Annotated in this window: 22 protein-coding genes; 17 read left to right on the forward strand and 5 right to left on the reverse strand. The window is 56.7% G+C overall.

Features of this window, described 5'->3' with window-relative positions; all coding sequences use genetic code 11:
• The first annotated feature begins 1 nt into the window (after position 1).
• On the forward strand, positions 2-1,072 hold the full coding sequence (locus ACHH0Z_RS19955) for a sn-glycerol-3-phosphate import ATP-binding protein UgpC (RefSeq protein ID WP_008503354.1): 1,071 nt from the start codon (positions 2-4) through the stop codon (positions 1,070-1,072).
• On the forward strand, positions 1,069-1,815 hold the full coding sequence (gene ugpQ / locus ACHH0Z_RS19960) for a glycerophosphodiester phosphodiesterase (protein ID WP_021242741.1): 747 nt from the start codon (positions 1,069-1,071) through the stop codon (positions 1,813-1,815). The genes ACHH0Z_RS19955 and ugpQ overlap by 4 nt, the downstream gene beginning before the upstream one ends.
• Here the strand turns inward: ugpQ and ACHH0Z_RS19965 are convergent.
• Complete coding sequence (locus ACHH0Z_RS19965; protein WP_032664701.1) at positions 1,799-2,176, reverse strand: DUF2756 family protein; 378 nt, start codon at positions 2,174-2,176, stop codon at positions 1,799-1,801. The genes ugpQ and ACHH0Z_RS19965 overlap by 17 nt on opposite strands.
• A 123-nt stretch (positions 2,177-2,299) precedes the next feature.
• On the opposite strand from ACHH0Z_RS19965, the gene ggt reads away from it, so the two are divergent.
• Positions 2,300-4,045 carry a gamma-glutamyltransferase gene (ggt, locus tag ACHH0Z_RS19970; RefSeq protein ID WP_172621899.1) on the forward strand — a complete coding sequence of 582 codons (1,746 nt, stop codon included), beginning with the start codon at positions 2,300-2,302 and terminating at the stop codon, positions 4,043-4,045.
• A gap of 86 nt (positions 4,046-4,131) precedes the next feature.
• Here ggt and yhhY read toward each other — a convergent pair whose 3' ends face one another.
• Positions 4,132-4,620, reverse strand: a complete 489-nt coding sequence (yhhY, locus tag ACHH0Z_RS19975; protein WP_021242744.1) for an N-acetyltransferase — start codon at positions 4,618-4,620, stop codon at positions 4,132-4,134.
• Positions 4,621-4,876: 256 nt separating this feature from the next.
• On the opposite strand from yhhY, the gene ACHH0Z_RS19980 reads away from it, so the two are divergent.
• From ACHH0Z_RS19980 to gntU, 5 genes are all read left to right on the forward strand, one after another.
• Positions 4,877-5,914 (forward strand): oxidoreductase, encoded by a 1,038-nt coding sequence (locus ACHH0Z_RS19980; RefSeq protein ID WP_045407243.1) that lies wholly within the window; start codon positions 4,877-4,879, stop codon positions 5,912-5,914.
• 123 nt (positions 5,915-6,037) lie between these two features.
• Positions 6,038-6,733, forward strand: a complete 696-nt coding sequence (locus ACHH0Z_RS19985; protein WP_008503360.1) for a pirin family protein — start codon at positions 6,038-6,040, stop codon at positions 6,731-6,733.
• Positions 6,734-6,834: 101 nt separating this feature from the next.
• Positions 6,835-7,830: a gluconate operon transcriptional repressor GntR gene (gene gntR, locus ACHH0Z_RS19990; RefSeq protein ID WP_021242747.1), complete on the forward strand. Its 996-nt coding sequence runs from the start codon at positions 6,835-6,837 to the stop codon at positions 7,828-7,830.
• Positions 7,831-7,956: 126 nt separating this feature from the next.
• Positions 7,957-8,484 carry a gluconokinase gene (gntK, locus tag ACHH0Z_RS19995; RefSeq protein WP_045407244.1) on the forward strand — a complete coding sequence of 176 codons (528 nt, stop codon included), beginning with the start codon at positions 7,957-7,959 and terminating at the stop codon, positions 8,482-8,484.
• 3 nt (positions 8,485-8,487) lie between these two features.
• Complete coding sequence (gene gntU, locus ACHH0Z_RS20000) at positions 8,488-9,828, forward strand: gluconate transporter (RefSeq protein ID WP_014833577.1); 1,341 nt, start codon at positions 8,488-8,490, stop codon at positions 9,826-9,828.
• A 102-nt stretch (positions 9,829-9,930) separates the two neighbouring features.
• Here the strand turns inward: gntU and plsB are convergent, their stop codons facing one another.
• Positions 9,931-12,351 carry a glycerol-3-phosphate 1-O-acyltransferase PlsB gene (plsB, locus tag ACHH0Z_RS20005; RefSeq protein WP_021242749.1) on the reverse strand — a complete coding sequence of 807 codons (2,421 nt, stop codon included), beginning with the start codon at positions 12,349-12,351 and terminating at the stop codon, positions 9,931-9,933.
• A 154-nt stretch (positions 12,352-12,505) separates the two neighbouring features.
• Between plsB and ACHH0Z_RS20010 the strand changes: the two genes are divergently transcribed.
• The 4 genes from ACHH0Z_RS20010 (at position 12,506) to ACHH0Z_RS20025 (ending at position 15,322) form a co-directional block, all read left to right on the forward strand.
• Complete coding sequence (locus tag ACHH0Z_RS20010; protein WP_045335150.1) at positions 12,506-12,874, forward strand: diacylglycerol kinase; 369 nt, start codon at positions 12,506-12,508, stop codon at positions 12,872-12,874.
• A gap of 108 nt (positions 12,875-12,982) precedes the next feature.
• Positions 12,983-13,591 carry a transcriptional repressor LexA gene (lexA, locus tag ACHH0Z_RS20015; RefSeq protein ID WP_008503366.1) on the forward strand — a complete coding sequence of 203 codons (609 nt, stop codon included), beginning with the start codon at positions 12,983-12,985 and terminating at the stop codon, positions 13,589-13,591.
• Between the two features lie 63 nt (positions 13,592-13,654).
• Positions 13,655-14,992, forward strand: a complete 1,338-nt coding sequence (gene dinF, locus ACHH0Z_RS20020; protein ID WP_045407247.1) for an MATE family efflux transporter DinF — start codon at positions 13,655-13,657, stop codon at positions 14,990-14,992.
• Positions 14,993-15,112: 120 nt separating this feature from the next.
• On the forward strand, positions 15,113-15,322 hold the full coding sequence (locus tag ACHH0Z_RS20025) for a CsbD family protein (protein WP_014830284.1): 210 nt from the start codon (positions 15,113-15,115) through the stop codon (positions 15,320-15,322).
• A gap of 69 nt (positions 15,323-15,391) precedes the next feature.
• On the opposite strand, the gene zur is transcribed toward ACHH0Z_RS20025, so the two are convergent.
• Entirely contained in the window at positions 15,392-15,904 is a 513-nt protein-coding gene (gene zur, locus ACHH0Z_RS20030; RefSeq protein WP_008503369.1) for a zinc uptake transcriptional repressor Zur, read from the reverse strand.
• Positions 15,905-16,019: 115 nt separating this feature from the next.
• On the opposite strand from zur, the gene ACHH0Z_RS20035 reads away from it, so the two are divergent.
• From ACHH0Z_RS20035 to pspG, 4 genes are all read left to right on the forward strand, one after another.
• Positions 16,020-16,508, forward strand: a complete 489-nt coding sequence (locus ACHH0Z_RS20035; RefSeq protein WP_045407251.1) for a cupin domain-containing protein — start codon at positions 16,020-16,022, stop codon at positions 16,506-16,508.
• Between the two features lie 172 nt (positions 16,509-16,680).
• Complete coding sequence (locus ACHH0Z_RS20040; RefSeq protein ID WP_021242754.1) at positions 16,681-17,991, forward strand: conjugal transfer protein TraF; 1,311 nt, start codon at positions 16,681-16,683, stop codon at positions 17,989-17,991.
• Positions 17,992-18,073: 82 nt separating this feature from the next.
• A complete protein-coding gene (dusA, locus tag ACHH0Z_RS20045) occupies positions 18,074-19,069 on the forward strand; it encodes a tRNA dihydrouridine(20/20a) synthase DusA (protein WP_045407253.1) in 996 nt (331 codons plus the stop codon).
• Between the two features lie 136 nt (positions 19,070-19,205).
• Positions 19,206-19,448, forward strand: a complete 243-nt coding sequence (pspG, locus tag ACHH0Z_RS20050) for an envelope stress response protein PspG (protein WP_023293521.1) — start codon at positions 19,206-19,208, stop codon at positions 19,446-19,448.
• A gap of 184 nt (positions 19,449-19,632) precedes the next feature.
• On the opposite strand, the gene ACHH0Z_RS20055 is transcribed toward pspG, so the two are convergent.
• Positions 19,633-20,616: a quinone oxidoreductase gene (locus ACHH0Z_RS20055; protein WP_008503374.1), complete on the reverse strand. Its 984-nt coding sequence runs from the start codon at positions 20,614-20,616 to the stop codon at positions 19,633-19,635.
• 60 nt (positions 20,617-20,676) lie between these two features.
• Between ACHH0Z_RS20055 and dnaB the strand changes: the two genes are divergently transcribed.
• Positions 20,677-22,089 carry a replicative DNA helicase gene (gene dnaB, locus ACHH0Z_RS20060; protein ID WP_008503375.1) on the forward strand — a complete coding sequence of 471 codons (1,413 nt, stop codon included), beginning with the start codon at positions 20,677-20,679 and terminating at the stop codon, positions 22,087-22,089.
• Positions 22,090-22,099: the final 10 nt, after the last annotated feature.

Raw genomic sequence — 22,099 nt, forward strand, 5'->3', positions numbered from 1 at the left:
GATGGCAGGTTTAAAACTTCAGGCAGTAACCAAAAGCTGGGACGGCAAAACCCAGGTGATTCAGCCGCTGACGCTCGACGTGGCGGACGGGGAGTTTATCGTGATGGTCGGCCCGTCCGGCTGCGGCAAATCTACGCTGCTGCGCATGGTGGCGGGGCTGGAGCGCGTAACGTCCGGGGATATCTGGATTGACCGCCAGCGCGTCACCGAGATGGAGCCGAAAGACAGGGGCATCGCGATGGTGTTCCAGAACTACGCTCTCTACCCGCACATGAGCGTGGAGGAGAACATGGCCTGGGGGCTGAAAATCCGCGGCATGGGCAAAGGCCATATTGAGGAGCGCGTGAAAGAAGCGGCGCGCATTCTGGAGCTGGACGGCCTGCTCAAGCGCCGCCCGCGCGAACTCTCCGGCGGCCAACGCCAGCGCGTGGCGATGGGGCGCGCCATCGTGCGCGATCCGGCGGTATTCCTCTTCGACGAGCCGCTCTCTAACCTCGACGCCAAGCTGCGCGTGCAGATGCGTCTTGAGCTGCAGCAGCTGCACCGTCGTCTGAAAACCACGTCACTGTACGTCACCCACGATCAGGTTGAGGCCATGACCCTCGCCCAGCGCGTGATGGTGATGAACAAAGGCGTTGCCGAGCAGATTGGTACCCCCGTGGAAGTCTACGAGAAACCGGCCACCCGCTTTGTGGCGAGCTTTATCGGCAGCCCGGCGATGAACCTGCTCGAAGGGCGCATCAGCAGCACGGGCACGCACTTTGAGCTGGAAAGCGGGATGGCATTGCCGATCAACTGGTACTATCGTGGCTACGCCGGGCGTAAGATGACGCTCGGTATCCGCCCGGAACATATCGGTTTAACCTCTCAAGCGGAAGGCGGCGTGCCGCTGGTGATGGACACGCTGGAGATGTTAGGTGCAGATAACCTGGCGCACGGGCGCTGGGGCGAGCAAAAGATGGTGGTGCGTCTGGCGCATCAGGAGCGCCCGAAAGCAGGCAGCACGCTGTGGCTGCACCTGCCGGAAAATCATCTGCACCTTTTTGACGGTGAAACAGGACAACGAGTATGAGCAACTGGCCTTATCCCCACGTCGTCGCCCACCGCGGCGGCGGTAAGCTGGCGCCGGAGAACACCCTGGCGGCGATTGATGTTGGCGCGCGTTACGGCCACACCATGATCGAGTTCGACGCCAAGCTGTCGAAAGACGGCGAGATTTTCCTGCTGCATGACGATAACCTCGAACGCACCAGCAACGGCTGGGGCGTGGCGGGCGAGCTGCCGTGGCGCGATCTGCTGAAAGTCGACGCCGGAAGCTGGTACAGCGGCGAATTCAAAGGCGAACCGCTGCCGCTGCTGGCGGAAGTGGCCGATCGCTGTCGCCAGCACGGCATGATGGCCAATATCGAAATCAAACCGACCACCGGCACCGGGCCGCTGACGGGCAAAGTCATTGCCCTGGCCGCGCGCGAGCTGTGGGAAGGGATGACCGCGCCGCTGCTCTCCTCGTTTGAAATTGACGCCCTGGAGGCGGCGCAGGCGGCCGTGCCGGAATTGCCGCGCGGGCTATTGCTGGACGAGTGGCGCGAGGACTGGCGCGAGCTGACGACGCGCTTAGCGTGTGTCTCTATTCATCTTAATCACAAGCTGCTGGATGAGGCGCGGGTGAAGATGCTGAAAGACGCGGGACTGCATATTCTGGTTTACACCGTCAATAAACCCCAGCGTGCGGCCGAACTGCTGCGCTGGGGCGTGGACAGCATCTGTACCGATGCGATTGACCTGATCGGCCCGGACTTTAGTTCTGCGGATTAAGCATACTGCCATTCGACTGCGGCGGCAGCATATGCTGCTGTCCGCTGCCTGACGAGGTCATTCCACCTAACATTCCGCCATTTTTGTTCGGCAGCGGCTGCTCGCGAACCTGCCCCTGCTGCACGCGCTGGGTGTTGGCGTTCATCTGATTTTGCAGGCTTTGCTGCTGCATCTGGGTCTGCGTTCTCAGCTGCTGATTCAGCATCCCTTTTTGCTGCTGTTGCTGGCTCATCATCTCGGTCTGCATACGCTGCTGGCTCGGGATAACGTAACCCGGCTGGTTCGGGTTATTCATCGTATTGAGTGGCTGTGCGAGCGCGGCAAACGGGATCAGCGCCGTAAGAATCAATAAGCGTTTCATTGTCATTTCCTCCTTTTGAGGTCTCTCTTAAGTTTACCCTGATTTCACCATGACGATGATTTTTTAGGAGTTGTGAACCAGGCTTAAGCGGGGAATATGGATCCCTTCACCTGGAGAACAATAATGATGAAACCAACGTTTTTGCGCTGGGTCGCCCTCGCCGCGCTGATGGCAGGCGGTACATTTAGCGTGGCGGCCAACCCGCCCGCGGCGCCTCCGGTCTCTTACGGCGTGGAGGAAGATGTCTTTCATCCCGTGCGGGCAACCCACGGCATGGTGGCGTCGGTGGATGCGCTGGCGACCCGCGTGGGTGTCGATATTCTCAGGCAGGGCGGTAACGCGGTGGATGCGGCGGTCGCCGTCGGCTATGCGCTGGCGGTGACGCACCCGCAGGCGGGGAACCTGGGCGGCGGCGGCTTTATGATGCTGCGCACCAAAGACGGGAAAACCACCGCCATCGACTTCCGTGAAATGGCGCCTTCTCAGGCGTCACGGGACATGTTCCTCGATGACCAGGGCAACCCGGACAGTAAAAAATCCCTGACCTCGCACCTGGCCTCCGGCACGCCGGGCACCGTTGCGGGCTTCTCGCTGGCGCTGGAAAAATACGGCACGATGCCGCTGAACAAGGTGGTGCAGCCTGCTATCAAGCTGGCGCGGGAGGGCTTTGTGGTGAATGACGCCCTGGCAGACGACCTCAAAACCTACGGCAGCGAAGTCATCCCGAATCACGAAAACAGTAAGGCGATCTTCTGGAAAGACGGTGAACCGCTGAAGAAGGGCGATAAGCTGGTGCAGAAGAACCTCGCCAAAAGCCTGGAGCTGATTGCGGAGCACGGTCCGGACGCTTTCTACAAAGGGGCGATTGCCGACCAGATTGCGGAAGAGATGCAGAAGAACGGCGGGCTCATCACCAAAGCGGATCTGGCGGACTACAGGGCGGTGGAGCGCGAGCCGATTAGCGGCACCTACCGCGGGTACGAGGTCTTCTCCATGCCGCCGCCGTCTTCCGGGGGCATTCACATCGTGCAGATCCTCAACATTCTTGAAAACTTCGATATGCACAAGTTCGGCTTCGGCAGCGCGGATGCCATGCAGATAATGGCGGAAGCGGAAAAACGCGCCTATGCCGACCGCTCGGAATATCTCGGCGACCCGGACTTCGTGAAGGTGCCGTGGCAGGCGCTGACCAACAAGGCGTACGCCAAATCCATTGCCGATCAGATTGATATCAACAAGGCCAAGCCGTCGAGCGAGATCCGTCCCGGCAAGCTGGCGCCGTATGAAAGCAACCAGACCACCCACTTCTCGGTGGTGGATAAAGACGGTAACGCGGTGGCGGTGACCTATACGCTCAACACCACCTTCGGCACCGGGATTGTGGCGGGCAACAGCGGCATTCTGCTGAACAACGAGATGGATGACTTCTCTGCCAAGCCGGGCGTGCCGAACGTCTACGGGCTGGTCGGCGGCGATGCGAACGCGGTAGGGCCGAAGAAACGTCCGCTGTCGTCCATGTCGCCCACCATCGTGGTAAAAGAGGGCAAAACCTGGCTGGTAACCGGTAGCCCGGGCGGCAGCCGAATTATCACCACCGTATTACAGATGGTGGTAAACAGTATCGACTTTGGGATGAACGTCGCCGAAGCGACTAACGCCCCGCGTTTCCACCACCAGTGGCTGCCGGACGAGCTGCGCGTCGAGAAGGGCTTTAGCCCGGACACCATTAAACTGCTTGAGCAGCGTGGGCAGAAGGTGGCGGTGAAGGAGGCGATGGGCAGCACCCAGAGCATTATGGTGGGGCCGGACGGAGCGCTGTTTGGCGCATCAGACCCGCGTTCGGTGGATGATTTGACGGCGGGGTATTGATGTATTGCCCGGTGGCGCTGCGCTTACCGGGCCTACAACTGCACGAACGTAGGCCGGGTAAGGCGAAGCCGCCACCCGGCAAATCACTACTTCATTCTCGCCATATAATACGCGTCCACATATTCGCCGTTGCGCAGGGCAAATTTCTTGCCGGTCCCTTCGATTTCAAAACCAAAATTTTTATAGAGGGCAACAGCCGCGGGGTTATCGGCAAAGACCGTCAGTTCGATACGTTCAATGCGCAACCAGTTGTCACACAGGTTGATCATCTCGCTCATGAGCCTGCGGCCTACGCCGCGTCCCTGCATATCCGCAGCCACGCTGATGCCGAATGTGGCAACATGGCTGCGACGCGGGTTTTCCATCACGTCCAGCGCCATATGCCCGATAACGCGCTGGTCCAGACAGGCAACGAGATGGCGCCGGCCTGGTTTTGTCGCAACGCGTTCGTGCCACATTTCCATAGAAGGATGAGGGAGCTGTAGCGTGTCGTGATACACATCAGGATGCGACATGATGTCACGTAAAGCTTCTGCATCGCTGGGTTCGATGTGGCGTATCACTATCTCACTCATTCCTTGTTCCTCAGTCATTTAAAAGGCCCTTCCAACATCAATGACTTTAAAATTTGAGTCAACCGCTATTTTTTGCAAAAAGTATTGGACAAGTGCGAATGAGAATGATTATTATTGCTCTGCATTCAGGAAGACCGCTACGGGAACCTGAAAGCACGACATTGCTCACATTGCTTCCAGTATTACTTTAGCCAGCTTTTAGCTGGCTTTTTTTTTGTTATGGTTAGACTCAGTAACCTTCCAAAAGGACTGAGCCATGACACTACACTGTGCATTTATTGGATTTGGCAAAAGCACCACCCGCTATCACCTGCCGTATGTCCTCAACCGTAAAGATACCTGGCATGTGGCCCATATCTACCGCCGCCGCGCGAAGCCGGAAGAGCAATCTCCTCAGTATTCCCACATCCACTTCACCAGCGATCTCGATGACGTGCTTAACGATCCGCAGGTCACGCTGGTGATTGTCTGCACCCACGCCGACAGCCATTTTGACTATGCGAAACGCGCGCTCAATGCGGGTAAAAACGTGCTGGTAGAAAAGCCGTTCACCCCGACTATTGCCGAAGCGAAAGCGCTGTTCGCGCTGGCGAAAAGTAAAGGGCTGACCGTCACGCCGTACCAGAACCGTCGCTTTGACAGCTGCTTCCTGACGGCAAAAAAAGCGATTGAAAGCGGCAAGCTCGGCGACATTGTGGAGATAGAAAGCCACTTCGATTACTACCGTCCGGTGGCGGAAACCCAACCCGGACTGCCGCAGGATGGTTCATTCTATGGTCTGGGGGTGCATACCATGGACCAGATCATCTCCCTGTTTGGCCGCCCGGACCACGTGGCGTATGACATTCGCAGCCTGCGCAATAAAGCCAACCCGGACGATACCTTCGAAGCCCAGCTTTTCTACGGCGACCTGAAGGCCATCGTCAAAACCAGCCACCTGGTGAAGATCGACTACCCGAAATTTATCGTTCACGGCACTAAAGGTTCGTTTATCAAATACGGTATCGACCAGCAGGAGACCAGCCTGAAGGCCAATATCATGCCGGGTGAACCAGGCTTTGCCGCGGACGATTCCGTGGGCGTGCTGGAGTATGTGAACGACGAGGGCGTGACGGTCAAAGAAACGCTGAAGCCGGAAACCGGCGACTATGGCCGCGTCTATGATGCGCTGTTTGAGACCCTCACAAACGGCACGGCGAATTACGTCAAGGAATCTGACGTTCTGACCAACCTCGAAATCCTTGAGCGGGCCTTCGAACAGGCCTCTCCTGCCACGGTAACCCTCGCAAAATAAGCAAAAACGGCTCCTCTGAACTTGTTCACAATTTTTGAACAGAGGAGTCAATTTTCACCCTCTATGATCCCAGGCCGTTTGCGTCCACACTTACTCCATCGAAACGAACTGAGGGTGAAAACAATGATCTACTTACGCAAAGCAAACGAACGTGGTCACGCGAATCATGGCTGGCTGGACTCATGGCATTCATTCTCGTTTGCCGACTACTACGACCCGAACTTCATGGGCTTCTCCGCACTGCGGGTGATTAACGACGACGTGATTGATGCAGGCCAGGGCTTTGGTACCCACCCGCACAAAGACATGGAAATCCTGACCTATGTGCTGGAAGGCGCGGTTGAGCACCAGGACAGCATGGGCAACAAAGAGCAGGTTCCGGCGGGCGAGTTCCAGATTATGAGCGCGGGTACCGGGGTGCGTCACTCCGAGTACAACCCAAGCAAAACGGAAAAACTGCACCTGTATCAAATCTGGATCATTCCAGAAGAGACCGGCATCACGCCGCGCTACGAGCAGCGCCGCTTCGACGCCAAACAGGGTAAACAGCTGGTGCTCTCCCCGGATGCGCGTGAAGGTTCCCTGAAAGTGCATCAGGATATGGAGCTGTACCGCTGGGCGCTGGCGAAAGATGAACAGTCCGTGCATCAGATTGCCGCTAACCGCCGCGTCTGGATCCAGGTGGTGAAAGGGGAGGTGTCCATCAACGGCACCAAAGCGACAACCGCCGATGGTCTGGCCATCTGGGATGAGCAGGCGATCTCCGTGCATGCCGACAGCGAAAGCGAAATTCTGCTGTTTGACCTGCCGCCGGTGTAATAAAACATAAATAAATCCCCATCCTTCCCTTTGACAGGGGAAGGATGGGCTTTGTCCGTGGTAAACTGAGCGAATCTCTCACTTCAAGATTTCTCAGGACGATGAAAAAGAAACGCCCCGTACTTCAGGATGTCGCCGATCGCGTCGGTGTGACCAAAATGACGGTCAGCCGTTTTTTACGTAACCCGGAACAGGTTTCCGTGGCGTTACGTGGCAAGATTGCCGCTGCCCTTGATGAACTGGGTTACATCCCCAACCGTGCACCCGATATTCTCTCCAATGCGACCAGCCGCGCGGTGGGCGTTCTGCTTCCTTCTTTGACCAACCAGGTTTTCGCCGAAGTATTACGTGGAATCGAAAGCGTTACCGATGCGTTTGGTTACCAGACCATGCTCGCCCACTACGGGTACAAGCCGGAACTCGAAGAGGAACGTCTTGAATCGATGCTTTCCTGGAACATTGACGGCCTGATTTTAACCGAACGTACCCACACTGCCCGCACGCTCAAAATGATTGAAGTGGCCGGTATTCCGGTCGTGGAGCTGATGGACAGCCAGTCGCCGTGCCTCGACATCGCCGTCGGCTTTGATAACTTCGAAGCGGCGCGCCAGATGACGGCGGCCATTATCGCCCGTGGGCATCGTCATATCGCCTATCTGGGTGCGCGTCTTGATGAACGTACTATCATCAAACAGAAGGGATACGAGCAGGCGATGCTCGACGCGAACTTAACCCCGTACAGCGTGATGGTGGAGCAATCCTCTTCCTATACGTCGGGTATTGAGCTGATGCGTCAGGCGCGACGCGAGTATCCGCAACTGGACGGTATTTTCTGTACCAACGATGACCTTGCGGTCGGCGCAGCGTTTGAGTGCCAGCGTCTGGGGCTGAAGATCCCTGATGATATGGCGATCGCCGGTTTCCACGGCCATGACATCGGTCAGGTGATGGAGCCGCGTCTGGCGAGCGTCCTGACGCCGCGTGAACGTATGGGCCGCATTGGCGCAGAACGCCTGCTGGCGCGCATTCGTGGCGAGACGGTTACGCCGAAAATGTTAGATTTAGGTTTCACCTTGTCACCGGGTGGATCTATTTGAACTGACAAATTTGAAGTAGCTCACACTTATTCACTTCGCGCACGTTTGGATATTGCTTCTCTTTTGCCCCGGCAGGACAATGTTACCGATAACTGTTACCCGTAACAATTGACTGAGGGACACCCTTTGAGCACGACTAATCACGATCACCACGTCTACGTCCTGATGGGCGTTTCCGGTAGCGGGAAATCAGCCGTGGCCAGCGAAGTGGCGCATCAACTCCAGGCTGCGTTTCTTGATGGCGACTTCCTCCATCCGCGCAGCAACATCATGAAAATGGCCTCCGGCGAGCCGCTGAACGACGACGACCGCAAACCGTGGTTGCAGGCGCTGAACGACGCCGCGTTCGCGATGCAGCGCACCAACAAAGTCTCCCTGATCGTCTGCTCCGCGCTGAAAAAAACCTACCGCGATCTGCTGCGTGACGGCAATCCGAACCTCTCTTTCATCTACCTGAAAGGGGATTTCGAGGTGATTGAAAGCCGCCTGAAGGCGCGTAAAGGTCACTTCTTCAAAACCCAGATGCTGCTGACGCAGTTTGAAGCACTGCAGGAGCCGGGTGAAGACGAAAAAGACGTCTTAGTGGTTGATATCGATCAGTCACTGGAGGGTGTTGTTGCCAGCACCATCGAGGTCATTAATAAAAGGCAGTAAGTTTTGAGTACATTAACGCTAGTTTTGACAGCAGTAGGTTCGGTATTGCTGCTGTTGTTTTTAGTGATGAAGGCGCGCATGCACGCCTTTGTTGCTTTGATGGTGGTTTCTATTGGTGCTGGTCTCTTTTCCGGTATGCCGCTCGACAAGATCGCCGCGACAATGGAAAAAGGGATGGGCGGTACGCTGGGCTTCCTGGCGATTGTGGTCGCGCTGGGCGCGATGTTTGGCAAGATTTTGCACGAGACGGGCGCGGTCGACCAGATTGCCGTCAAGATGCTGAAATCCTTTGGCCACAGCCGCGCGCACTACGCGATTGGTCTGGCCGGTCTGATTTGCGCGCTGCCGCTGTTCTTCGAAGTGGCCGTTGTGCTGCTGATAAGCGTCGCATTCTCCATGGCGCGCCATACCGGTACTAACCTCGTGAAGCTGGTCATTCCGCTGTTTGCGGGCGTGGCGGCAGCCGCAGCGTTTCTGCTGCCGGGGCCTGCCCCGATGCTGCTGGCCTCCCAGATGCACGCCGACTTTGGCTGGATGATCCTGATTGGCCTGTGCGCGGCAATCCCGGGGATGATTATCGCCGGTCCGCTGTGGGGCAACTTCATCAGCCGTTACGTTGAGCTGCACATTCCGGACGACATTACCGAGCCGCACCTGGGCGAGGGCAAAATGCCATCCTTCGGCTTCAGCCTGTCGCTGATCCTGCTGCCGCTGGTGCTGGTGGGCCTGAAAACCATCGCCGCGCGCTTTGTGCCGGTCGGTTCTACCGCCTACGAATGGTTTGAGTTCATTGGTCATCCGTTCACGGCGATCCTGGTGGCGTGCCTGGTGGCGATTTACGGCCTGGCGATGCGTCAGGGGATGCCAAAAGACCGGGTGATGGAGATCTGCGGTGCGGCGCTGCAGCCTGCGGGGATTATCCTGCTGGTGATCGGTGCAGGCGGCGTGTTCAAGCAGGTGCTGGTGGATTCCGGCGTGGGCCCGGCTCTGGGCGAAGCGCTGACCGGGATGGGCTTGCCGATTGCGGTCACCTGCTTTGTGCTGGCTGCGGCGGTGCGTATCATCCAGGGTTCCGCCACCGTGGCGTGTTTAACCGCCGTGGGTCTGGTGATGCCGGTGATTGAACAGCTGAACTACTCCGGTGCCCAGATGGCCGCGCTTTCTATTTGTATCGCGGGTGGTTCGATTGTGGTCTCTCACGTTAACGACGCCGGCTTCTGGCTGTTCGGTAAGTTTACCGGCGCCACCGAAGCGCAAACCCTGAAAACCTGGACGCTGATGGAAACTATCCTCGGCACGACGGGTGCAATTGTCGGGATGATTGCCTTTACGCTGCTCAGCTAAATGCAATGATTTAACAAGGCAAAAAAAGGCCCGGTAGCGTCAGCGCTTACCGGGCCTTTTTATTATCCAGGGCGTCAGGCCGGGCCATAACCCGGCATTGTGTTACTCGCCCTGCGTGGCGCTCTCAATCGTTAAGCGCACGTCCGAGGTAATCAGCTCTGCCAGCATCTGGTACACCTTCAACGTCTCTTCCGGCTCGGCATCACCCGTATCGCTGATGAAGCCTTCATCGCGCAGCGTCAGCACCAGAGAACTGAAGACCGCTTTGTCGAAGAATTCAGGGGCGTTAATGCCGTGCAGAACGGACAGGCGCTGGGCCAGCGTCCGGCTCTCTTTCTCCAGCGTACCGCGGTTGATGGACGGGTTCGCGCTCAGCAGCCAGAACGTGATGGCGTAGCGCTGCAGCGTTTCGCGCGCACCGGCCGCCAGCAGTTGCAGGGTGCGGGAGCGTGACGGATTGATGTGCAGCTCGTCGTTGTTCAGGGTAATCAGCCCCTGGCGACGCATCTCTTCCGTCATCTTATCCAGTTCTGTCGCCAGCTCATCCTTACTCCAGCGCAGGAACAGCTCCGCTTTCAGCATTGGATAGATGGTCTCAAGATGGCGCAATAGCTCCTGACGGGAGATATGACGATGCTGGGTAATAATGGCGGCCATGAGCGACGGCAGCATCAGCATATGCGTGATGTTGTTGCGGTAGTAGGTCATCAGAACGGCCTGCTCGCGCGGCAGAATGATGATGTCGCCGATCGTGTCCTTCTCCACTTCAAACTTGTTCATCTGCAACGCGTGATCGATAAGTTCACTGGCGGTTGCAGAAGGCACGGTCGAGTCAACCGAATACGGCACGTTACGCATCATGTCCAGATAGCAATCCAGCTGCTCCGTGAGCTGTTCACGGGTCAGCGAGCGCTGACGTGAAGCCAGCAGCGCCGTACAGCAGAGGTTCATGGCGTTAGCCGCACCGGCGTTGTTAATGCGCACCATCAGCTCGGACGCGATGCCGTTAACCGTTGGCGTTAGCCAGGCCGGACGCACCGCTTCGATAGGATCGATGGACTCGCGCCACTCCGGCACGTGATGGTTCAGGTAGGTCATCAGCGGCATCGGCTCGCCGAAGTTCACGTAGCCCTGACCGAGATTGCGCAGCTTGCTCAAGCCGCGCAGCATCTGCGGCAGGCTCTCTTTCTCTTTGGTCGCGCCACGCAGCTCTTTCGCGTACGTGCCCACTTCCATCACGTGCTCGTAGCCGATGTAGATAGGCACCAGCGTGATCGGACGGGTACCGCCGCGCAGCATGGCCTGGATGGTCATCGACAGCGTGCCGGTCTTCGGATCGAGCAGACGACCGGTACGGGAACGGCCGCCCTCCACGAAGTATTCCACGGAATAGCCGCGGCTGAACAGCTCGCCCAGATACTCGCGGAACACGGTGGAGTAGAGCTTGTTGCCCTTGAAGGTACGACGAATAAAGAACGCGCCCAGGCGGCGGAAAATCGGGCCCGCTGGCCAGAAGTTCAGGTTGATACCGGCTGCGATGTGCGGTGGCACCAGCCCCTGGTGATAGAGCACGTAGGAAAGGAGCAGGTAGTCCATGTGGCTGCGGTGGCAGGGGACATAGACAATCTCATGGCCATCGTGCGCCAGCTGACGCACGCGCTCGGCGTTATGCACGTTGATGCCCTGATACAGTCGGTTCCAGGTAAAGCCGAGAATACGATCGGACAGGCGAATCATCTCGTAAGAGAAGTTTGCTGCGATCTCTTCCATCAGCGCAATGGCGTTCTGCTGAGCTTTCTCATGCGAAATTTTCTTGCTGCGCGCTTCATCTTCAACGGCGCGGGCGATCGCTTTGGAGGCCAGCAGCTTGTTGAACAGATCCTGACGCGCCGGAAGGCGTGGCCCTACGGCCGCCAGGCGCTGACGGGCGAAGTGCATACGCGCCACGCGCGCCAGTTTTTGCGCGATGATCTTGTCGGTGCCGTGCTCGTCCGCCATGCGACGCAGCGAAACGGAAGGGGAGAAGCGCACGAAGCTGTCGCGTCCCAGCCAGGAGACCGCGAAGAACTTCTGGATGCCGTTAAGCATGCGCAGCGGCGGATTCTCTTCGCCTTTTTCACGACCCGGACGACGACCAAACATCACCGATACCGGCACCATCTGCACATCCAGATCGGGGTTGCTGCGGTGCAGATCGAGATAGTCATGGAACAGCTTGATGGACTCTTCTTTCGGCGTGTAATAGGTAAACACGCGCGGCCCGCCGTGGATGAAGACGTAGCGCGGCAGCAGCGTACCGTCAACTTCCAGCGGTTCAAGCGGGTCAGGTAAGTCATGCGCCAGACACTGGGCGCGAAGCGTCAGTAAGTCTGCCTTCGAGTTATAAGGCAAAACGTACATAATAGGGCGCGACGTATCGAGCCCCAGTTCCAGCGCGGGTTCTGCTGGGATAGACTTGCTTTTTACCAGGATGCTTAATGGTAAATTAAGTAATTTGTAGTAAATTCGTGGCCAGCCGGACATAAACGATGTAAAGCCTCTGGTTAATAATGCAATTGCGGCGCAAGGATAACAGAAAGCGCGCAAAATTTCTGTTGTTACCCGTCATACTTCAGGCTGTAGCGAAACGCGCTCCGCCTCATGTTAATGACGCTCTTTTTTAAAAAAGGTTCTTTTAATGGCCAATAATACCACTGGGTTAACGCGTATCATCAAAGCCGCCGGCTATTCATGGAAAGGGTTCCGTGCCGCATGGGTCAACGAAGCCGCTTTTCGCCAGGAGGGCGTTGCCGCAATCGTCGCGGTGATCGTCGCCTGTTTCCTTGATGTTGATGCGATTACCCGCGTACTGCTTATCGGTTCCGTACTTCTGGTGATGATAGTGGAAATTCTTAATAGCGCTATTGAGGCCGTTGTTGATCGCATTGGTTCCGATTTCCATGAGCTTTCTGGCCGTGCAAAAGACATGGGCTCTGCTGCCGTGTTGCTGGCGATTATCACTGCCGTTATCACCTGGGTCACCCTGCTTTGGTCACATTTCCGATGAGCCTCGAGGAATAATTAAGTCCCTGGTTTTTTGTGCAGTTTTTGGTTCCAAAATCGCCTTTGACTGTATATACTCACAGCATAACTGTATATACACCCAGGGGGCGGAATGAAAGCGTTAACGACCAGGCAGCAAGAGGTGTTTGATCTCATTCGGGATCATATCGGCCAGACGGGTATGCCACCCACGCGTGCGGAAATCGCGCAGCGTCTGGGCTTCCGTTCTCCGAATGCTGCCGAGGAACACCTGAAAGCGCTGGCGCGTAAGGGTGTGATTGAGATTGTGTCAGGCGCGTCGCGTGGTATCCGCCTGCTGGTGGAAGAAGAGACGGGCATTCCGCTGATAGGTCGTGTTGCTGCAGGTGAGCCGCTGCTGGCACAACAGCATATTGAAGGTCACTACCAGGTCGATCCCGGCATGTTCAAACCGAGCGCTGATTTCCTGCTGCGCGTCAGCGGCATGTCGATGAAAGACATCGGCATTCTTGATGGCGATCTGCTTGCGGTGCATAAAACTCAGGACGTGCGAAACGGCCAGGTCGTGGTCGCACGCATTGATGACGAAGTGACCGTTAAGCGTCTGAAAAAGCAGGGTAACACTGTTCAGTTGCTGCCCGAAAACAGCGAGTTCACCCCGATTGTGGTCGACCTCCGCGAACAGAGCTTCTCTATTGAAGGTCTGGCGGTAGGCGTGATTCGCAACGGTGAATGGCTGTAATCTCTTCCTGACAGGCTATGGCACCGCTGTAGCCTGATTCATTCCCCACTCCCGGTATCTTTCATGTCACTGCTGACGGCATCCGATAAGGCATTGTGGCGTCTTGCTCTGCCGATGATTTTCTCCAATATTACCGTGCCCTTGCTGGGGCTGGTTGATACTGCCGTTATAGGCCATCTTGATTCACCGGTTTATCTTGGCGGCGTGGCGATTGGCGCGACGGCAACCAGCTTCCTGTTTATGCTGCTGCTCTTTTTGCGCATGAGTACCACCGGTCTTACCGCACAGGCTTATGGCGCGAAAGATCCGCTGCGTCTGGCGCGCGCACTGGTGCAGCCGCTGATCCTCGCGCTTGGCGCGGGTGCGTTAATCGTTGTATTGCGGGCCCCCCTGATCGATCTTGCGCTTCATATCGTCGGTGGCAGCGAAGCGGTACTGGCGCAGGCGCGACGGTTCCTGGAAATCCGCTGGCTCAGCGCACCCGCCTCGCTGGCAAACCTGGTTCTGCTGGGGTGGCTACTGGGCGTGCAGTACGCCCGCGCGCCCGTGATTTTGCTGGTGGTGGGTAATCTGCTCAACATTGTTCTGGACGTCTGGCTGGTCATGGGTCTGCATATGAACGTGCAGGGCGCGGCGCTGGCGACGGCGATTGCCGAATACGGGACCTTTATCATTGGCTTGTGGATGGTCCGGTGTGTGCTGGCCATGCGCGGGATCTCCCTGGCGCTGCTCAAAACCGCATGGCGCGGCAATATCCGTAAGCTGCTGGCGCTCAACCGTGACATCATGTTGCGCTCGCTTCTTCTTCAGCTCTGCTTTGGTGCGCTGACGGTTTTCGGGGCTCGACTGGGGCCGGAAATCGTTGCGGTGAATGCGGTATTGATGACGCTTCTGACCTTTACCGCCTATGCGCTGGACGGATTTGCCTACGCGGTTGAAGCGCATTCCGGGCAGGCGTACGGCGCGCGCGAAAGCGGGCAGCTTCGGGAGGTGTGGCGGGCTGCCTGCCGTCAGTCGGGGCTGGTGGCGCTGGCCTTTGGTCTGGTTTACGCCTGCTTCGGTGAGCAAATCGTTGCATTGCTTACCTCTCTCCCTGCGCTGCGCGAGCTGGCGAGCCACTATCTCATCTGGCAAGTCGTCTTACCGGTGGTTGGCGTCTGGTGTTATCTGCTGGACGGCATGTTTATTGGGGCGACGCGCGGAGCCGAAATGCGCAACAGTATGGCTGTCGCGGCGGCCGGATTTGGCCTGACGCTCCTGACGCTCCCCTGGCTGGGGAATCATGGTTTATGGCTGGCCCTGGCCGTCTTCCTCTCGTTGCGCGGATTATCGCTGGCGTTTATCTGGCACCGACACTGGCAAAACAATACCTGGTTTCCCTCGCGCTCCGATATATCGTGACGGTTAAAGATTCCGAATATGAAATTAACCACGGAATCCTTAACTACAATAATTATCACGTCCAGCAGAAAAGAACGTAACGGACGTTACGACCCGACGCTTAACGAAGAGGACACGATGATGAATAAAGACGAAATCGGCGGCAACTGGAAGCAGTTCAAAGGTAAAGCGAAAGAACAGTGGGGTAAGCTGACGGATGACGACATGACCGTCATCGAAGGTAAACGCGATCAGCTTGTCGGTAAAATCCAGGAGCGTTACGGCTACGCAAAAGACCAGGCGGAAAAAGAAGTGGGCGACTGGGAAAAACGCAACGACTACCGCTGGTAACCGGGCTACACCCGAAAGTACAAGGAAGTACACCCTGAGGGCGGCCATGAGCCGCCTTTTCTTTTGCCGCTAACGCGGCTTTTTCTTCACCAGGATAGAGTGGTCGTGCTGACACGCGTCCTGATGGCGACAGGCTTCCACCTCCACGCACGCGGAACAGAGCCCGTGCGCTTCAATCACGTTATGACGCAGGGCAAAGCCCATTTTCGCTGCCAGCGTATGCATAATATCTTCCACGCCTTCCGCAGCCTCTTCTTTCACCACGCCGCAGCGGTCACAGATAAACATCGCCGATGTGTGGGTGGGCTGATCGAACAGATGGCATAGCACATAGCTGTTGGTGGATTCCACCTTGTGCACGAACCCTTGTTCAAGCAGGAAATCCAGCGCGCGATAGACCGTCGGCGGCTTTGCCTGCGGCTCGCTTTCGCGGAGTAGATCCAGCAGATCGTAGGCGCTGATGGCACCCTGCTGCAGGCTCATCAGACGTAATACTTCAAGGCGCTGCGGAGTCAGGCGCACATTGCGTTGCGCACACAGCTTTTCGGCCTGCGCTAACAGCTCTTTTGTGGACTTATCCATGTAGCACCCCGGATGTTATAGGACGGAAAACCTTCACTTTATCATGTTCTGCTAAAAACACCGAGATCCGCCAGTCTGTGCTATACCTGACCCATCGAAAACCGGGAGAACCAGAATGAAAAGACCTGACTGCATTCGACACTGGCGCGACGTGGAAGGCGCGGATGACTCGACCTACCCCGACAGCGATGAGCTGTTTTCCATTGGTGCTCCGCTGGCTCGCAGGCTTGGGCTCGGGCGTATTGGCATCCATCATGAGCGCCTGCCGCCGGGGCGCAGAACATCCTATCCGCATGCGGAGAGCGACGAAGAAGAGTTTATTTACGTGCTCGAAGGTTACCCTGAAGCCTGGATTAACGGCTACTTGTGGAAGCTGGAGCCTGGCGACAGTGTAGGTTTTCCCGCCGGCACCGGCATCTGTCATACCTTTATCAACAACACGGACTACGAGGTTCGGTTACTGGTCGTTGGCGAGGCCAACAAGAAGCACAACCGCATCTACTACCCGCTCAACCCCGTGTATGCCGCCACGCGGGAAGATCGCTGGGTAGATCATCCCCCGCAGTTTTTTGGGCCGCATGATGGAAAACCTGGGAAAAAATAATTTCCTCTTCTATAAATATTGAGGGCCGTCACAAAATATAACAGGCCGTAAGGGAGTTTTACTTAGGGAAAGAAATAGCGGGTCTTTTACTACTTATTCACAGCAATAGTTCGTTCCTGTTTGGGTGATAACAGACAGGGGTTATTTCATAACAGACTATAACGGGCATACTGTGAAAAAAAATTTTAAATTTTCGGTGGTTAGCATTGCTGTCTCCTTGTTTATGGCAAATCAGGCGGGAGCAGCCAATACCTGGACAGAATCACGCAGCGACGCAATGGGTGGCACCGGCGTGGCTTCGGGAAGCTATGGTAGTGGGGCGTTAATCAACCCCGCGCTGCTGGCAAAGGCAAAACCGGACGATGATGTGACGGTCATATTGCCTTCGGTTGGCGCGCAAATCACGGATGAAGACAATCTTCAGGACGAGATTGATAACATCAACGACAAAATTAATCACTACAAGGATGTGGTTGATAATCTCACGCCACGAGAAATTATCACCAATCCATTAGGTTCCATTAATCAATTCCAGGGCGCGGCCAAAGATCTGGCCGATGAGCTGGACTATCTCAAAGGCAAAACCGCACGCGCAACGGCAGGGGCAGGGCTTGCGGTGAGTATCCCTAACGATGTCCTTTCGGTAGCCTTCATGGCGAAAGGCTATGCCCATGGCCGGGTGAGCTCGTCTATCGATCAGCAAGATATTGATTACCTTCGCCGTATTCAACGAAGCAATGTCGTGGCTGCCGGTGTCGCGCTGGACGCTGCGCTGAATGGTACGGATCAGATCACCAAAAACCTCAACTCAACGGCATCCGGCCGGGCGGCGATAGTCTCCGATTACGGTGTTGCTGTTGCCCGTCAGTTCGATCTGGGTGGCGTCCCGGTTTCCGTGGGGGTTACGCCAAAACTGCAAAAAACCTGGGTCTATAACTACACCACGTCAATCTACGATTACGACAGTAACAAGTGGAACGACAGCCGCTACCGCACTGACGATACGGGCTTCAACGTGGATGCCGGTATTGCGGCCGATTTCGGCGAACACTGGACCGTGGGCGTGAGCGGACAAAACCTGATGTCGCGTGATATCGACACCAAAGACATCCGTATTCGCAACGGCCGTACGGGAGAAGTGGTGAGCTATAAAGACACCTATCAGATCCGTCCGCTGGTGACCGCCGGTGCTGCCTGGCACAACGACCTGGTGACGCTGACCGCCGATGGCGATCTGACCGAAACCAAAGGCTTCAAGAGCGAAGATACATCGCAGTACGTGGGTGTCGGTGCCGAGGTGACGCCGCTGAGCTGGCTGGCGGTGCGTGCGGGTTATCGTGCCGACGTGAAGGGTAACGACAGCAATGTCTTTACCGGCGGTGTCGGTTTCGCGCCGTTTAGCACCGTGCATGTTGACCTGATGGGCCTGTACGGTGAAGACGAAACCTGGGGCGCAGGGGCTCAGCTGAGCATGACGTTCTAAAGTCCACCGGAGGCGCTGCGCCTCCGGCTTTTCTTTGTGCTATAGTAGCGCCCCTTTTCCACCAGATGCTTAAAACTTCGCCATGTCGTCAGAATTACAGACCGTTTTCCCTGCACACCGTTTTTCCATTGCGCCAATGCTCGACTGGACGGACAGACACTGCCGCTATTTCCTGCGCCAGCTCTCCCGCCATACGCTGCTGTACACCGAAATGGTGACCACAGGCGCAATCATTCACGGCAAGGGCGACTATCTGGCCTATAGCGAAGAAGAGCATCCGGTTGCCCTGCAATTGGGCGGCAGCGATCCGGCCGCCCTGGCGCAGTGCGCGAAGCTGGCTGAAGCGCGCGGCTACGACGAGATCAACCTCAACGTTGGCTGCCCGTCCGATCGCGTGCAAAACGGCATGTTCGGCGCCTGCCTGATGGGGAACGCGCAGCTGGTGGCGGACTGTATCAAGGCGATGCGCGACGTCGTTTCCATTCCGGTGACGGTCAAAACCCGTATCGGGATTGACGACCAGGACAGCTACGAATTCCTGTGCGATTTCATCAATACGGTCTCCGGCAAGGGCGAATGCGAGATGTTCATCATCCACGCGCGAAAAGCCTGGCTCTCCGGCCTGAGCCCGAAAGAGAACCGTGAGATCCCGCCGCTGGACTACCCGCGCGTGTATCAGCTGAAGCGTGACTTCCCGCACCTGACGATGTCCATTAACGGCGGCATCAAGTCGCTGGAAGAGGCCAAAGCGCATCTTGAATATATGGATGGGGTGATGGTCGGGCGCGAGGCGTATCAGAACCCGGGCATTCTGGCGACGGTCGATCGCGAAATCTTTGGCATCGAAGGTGCAGACACCGATCCGGTTGGCGTCGTGCGTGCGATGTATCCTTACATTGAGCGCGAGCTGAGCAACGGTACGTATCTCGGCCATATCACTCGCCATATGCTTGGGCTGTTCCAGGGCATTCCGGGCGCGCGTCAGTGGCGTCGCTACCTGAGCGAAAACGCCCATAAAGCCGGGGCCGATATTGAGGTGCTGGAACATGCGTTGCGCCTGGTGGCGGACAAGCGATAACTTTCGCTAAAAGTTCGTCAAATTCACCACGCCCTGCGAATTCTCGCGGGGCGTTTTGTTTTAAGAACAACACGTTATGTCTGGCATGATTCTTGTAATGTTTGCTGCATCATTCGGGAACTCGTGGGAGAGCACCATGCTGGAACTACTTTTTGTGATTGGCTTTTTTGTCATGCTGTTAGCAACGGGCATTTCGCTGCTCGGCATTCTGGCGGCTATCGTGGTGGCGACGGTCGTCATGTTTATTGGCGGATTGTTTGCCCTGACGATCAAACTGCTGCCGTGGTTACTGCTGGCCGTCGCGGCGGTGTGGGTGATACGGGCGATTAAATCGCCAAAAGTGCCCAGTTATCAGCGCAATAACCGCTTCCGTTACTAAGGTATTGAGGGGTTCGTCACAGAGTTGTAACTTTTCCAGCAGCCTGGCTTAGAACAGAATAGGATTTACTTATCGAATCTGTCACTATGACTGCCGTTAAAGAATTCATCGCGCTGTACCCTACATACAGCCGAACTAAAAAAAGAAAGGGCTTCCCACGGGAAGCCCAATTTCTTTTTGGGGCTCAGGGAATCAACAAGCTCGATCCCTGCGTTGCCCGGCTCTCCAGCACCTCATGCGCGCGCTGCGCATCGGCTAGCGGGTATTTCTGCGCTTCTGCCACATCCACCTTAATGACGCCGCTGGCGATCAGCGAGAACAGCTCGTTGCTGGCTTCCTCAAGTTCTTCCCGGTTGGTGATGTAACCCTGCAGGGAAGGGCGCGTGACGTACAGCGAGCCTTTCTGGTTAAGGATGCCCAGATTCACGCCGGTGACTGCGCCTGAGGCATTTCCGAAGCTCACCATCAGCCCACGACGCTGCAGGCAGTCCAGCGACGCTTCCCAGGTGTCTTTCCCAACCGAGTCATACACGACACGCACCTTTTTGCCGCTGGTGATCTCCTTCAGCCGTTCGACAATGCTCTCTTCACGGTAGTTAATCACCTGCCAGGCGCCCGCCTGCAGCGCGCGCTGGGCTTTTTGGGCATTGCCCACGGTGCCGATCAGTTTTGCGCCCAGCGCTTTTGCCCACTGACAGGCGATGAGACCGACGCCACCCGCCGCGGCATGAAACAGGAACTGCTCGTCGGGTTTAATTTCATAGGTTTTGCGCAGCAGGTAGTAAACGGTTAACCCTTTCAGAAAGGAGGCCGCCGCCTGCTCAAAGGAGATGGCGTTGGGCAGCAGGGCGGCTTTATCCGCCGGGACGTTGTGGACGGAGCTGTAAGCGCCCAGCGGAGATTGCGCGTACACCACGCGGTCGCCTTCTTTAATATGCTTAACCGCGCTGCCCACTTTGACGACGACGCCGGCCGCCTCGGTGCCCAGTCCGCTCGGCATCGACGGAGGCGGGTAGAGCCCGCCGCGAATATAGGTGTCGATGTAGTTTATGCCGATGGCTTTGTTTTCAACCTGCACTTCGTTTTCGCCAGGCGCGGTGGGGGTGAACTCCACCGCGTTGAGTACGTCAGGGCCACCATGCTTGTGAAATTCAATACGTGTTGCCATGCTTCCTCCAGAATGTGGTAATCTTTCGACCCACTCTTTATCTCGGTAACTCCATTCACTATGGCAGGAAACAAACCCTTCAACAAACAGACTGAACCTCGCGAGCGTGATTTCCAGGTCGCAGGGTTAAAAGTCCCGCCGCACTCGATTGAAGCGGAACAGTCGGTGTTGGGCGGTTTAATGCTGGATAACGAGCGCTGGGACGACGTCGCCGAGCGCGTGGTGTCCGAGGACTTCTACACCCGTCCGCACCGTCATATCTTTACCGAAATGGCGCGCCTGCAGGAGTCGGGTAGCCCGATTGACCTGATCACGCTCGCGGAATCGCTGGAGCGTCAGGGACAGCTGGACAGCGTCGGCGGGTTTGCCTATCTGGCAGAACTGTCAAAAAACACGCCAAGTGCGGCGAACATCAGCGCTTATGCTGACATCGTGCGTGAACGCGCCGTTGTCCGCGAGATGATCTCGGTGGCGAATGAGATCGCCGAAGCCGGTTTTGATCCGCAGGGTCGCACCAGTGAAGACCTGCTCGACCTTGCCGAGTCTCGCGTCTTCAAAATCGCCGAAAGCCGCGCCAACAAAGACGAAGGCCCCAAAAACATCGCCGACGTCCTCGACGCCACCGTTGCCCGTATCGAACAGCTGTTCCAGCAGCCGCACGACGGTGTGACCGGGGTGAACACCGGTTATGACGATCTCAACAAAAAAACCGCCGGTCTGCAGCCGTCGGATTTGATTATCGTCGCCGCGCGTCCGTCGATGGGTAAAACGACATTTGCGATGAACCTCGTCGAAAATGCGGCAATGTTGCAGGATAAGCCGGTACTGATTTTCAGCCTTGAGATGCCCTCCGAGCAGATCATGATGCGTTCTCTGGCATCGCTGTCGCGCGTGGACCAGACCCGCATCCGTACCGGTCAGCTCGACGATGAGGACTGGGCGCGCATCTCCGGCACCATGGGCATTCTGCTGGAAAAACGTAACATCTATATTGATGACTCCTCCGGCCTGACGCCGACGGAAGTCCGTTCCCGCGCGCGTCGTATCGCCCGCGAACACGGCGGTATCGGCCTTATCATGATCGACTACCTTCAGCTGATGCGCGTCCCGTCGCTCTCCGACAACCGTACGCTGGAGATCGCCGAAATTTCCCGCTCGCTCAAGGCGTTAGCCAAAGAGCTGCACGTGCCGGTGGTGGCGCTGTCGCAGCTTAACCGCTCTCTGGAACAACGTGCCGACAAGCGCCCGGTCAACTCCGACCTGCGTGAATCCGGCTCGATCGAGCAGGATGCCGACTTAATCATGTTTATCTACCGTGATGAGGTTTATCACGAGAACAGTGACCTGAAAGGGATCGCCGAAATTATTATTGGTAAACAACGTAACGGCCCGATCGGGACGGTGCGTCTGACCTTTAACGGCCAGTGGTCGCGTTTCGACAACTATGCCGGTCCTCAATATGATGATGAGTAATTTCTAAGGA

Origin of the sequence: Enterobacter cloacae complex sp. 2024EL-00227, assembly GCF_043945315.1 — a bacterium.
Lineage (GTDB): Bacteria > Pseudomonadota > Gammaproteobacteria > Enterobacterales > Enterobacteriaceae > Enterobacter > Enterobacter roggenkampii.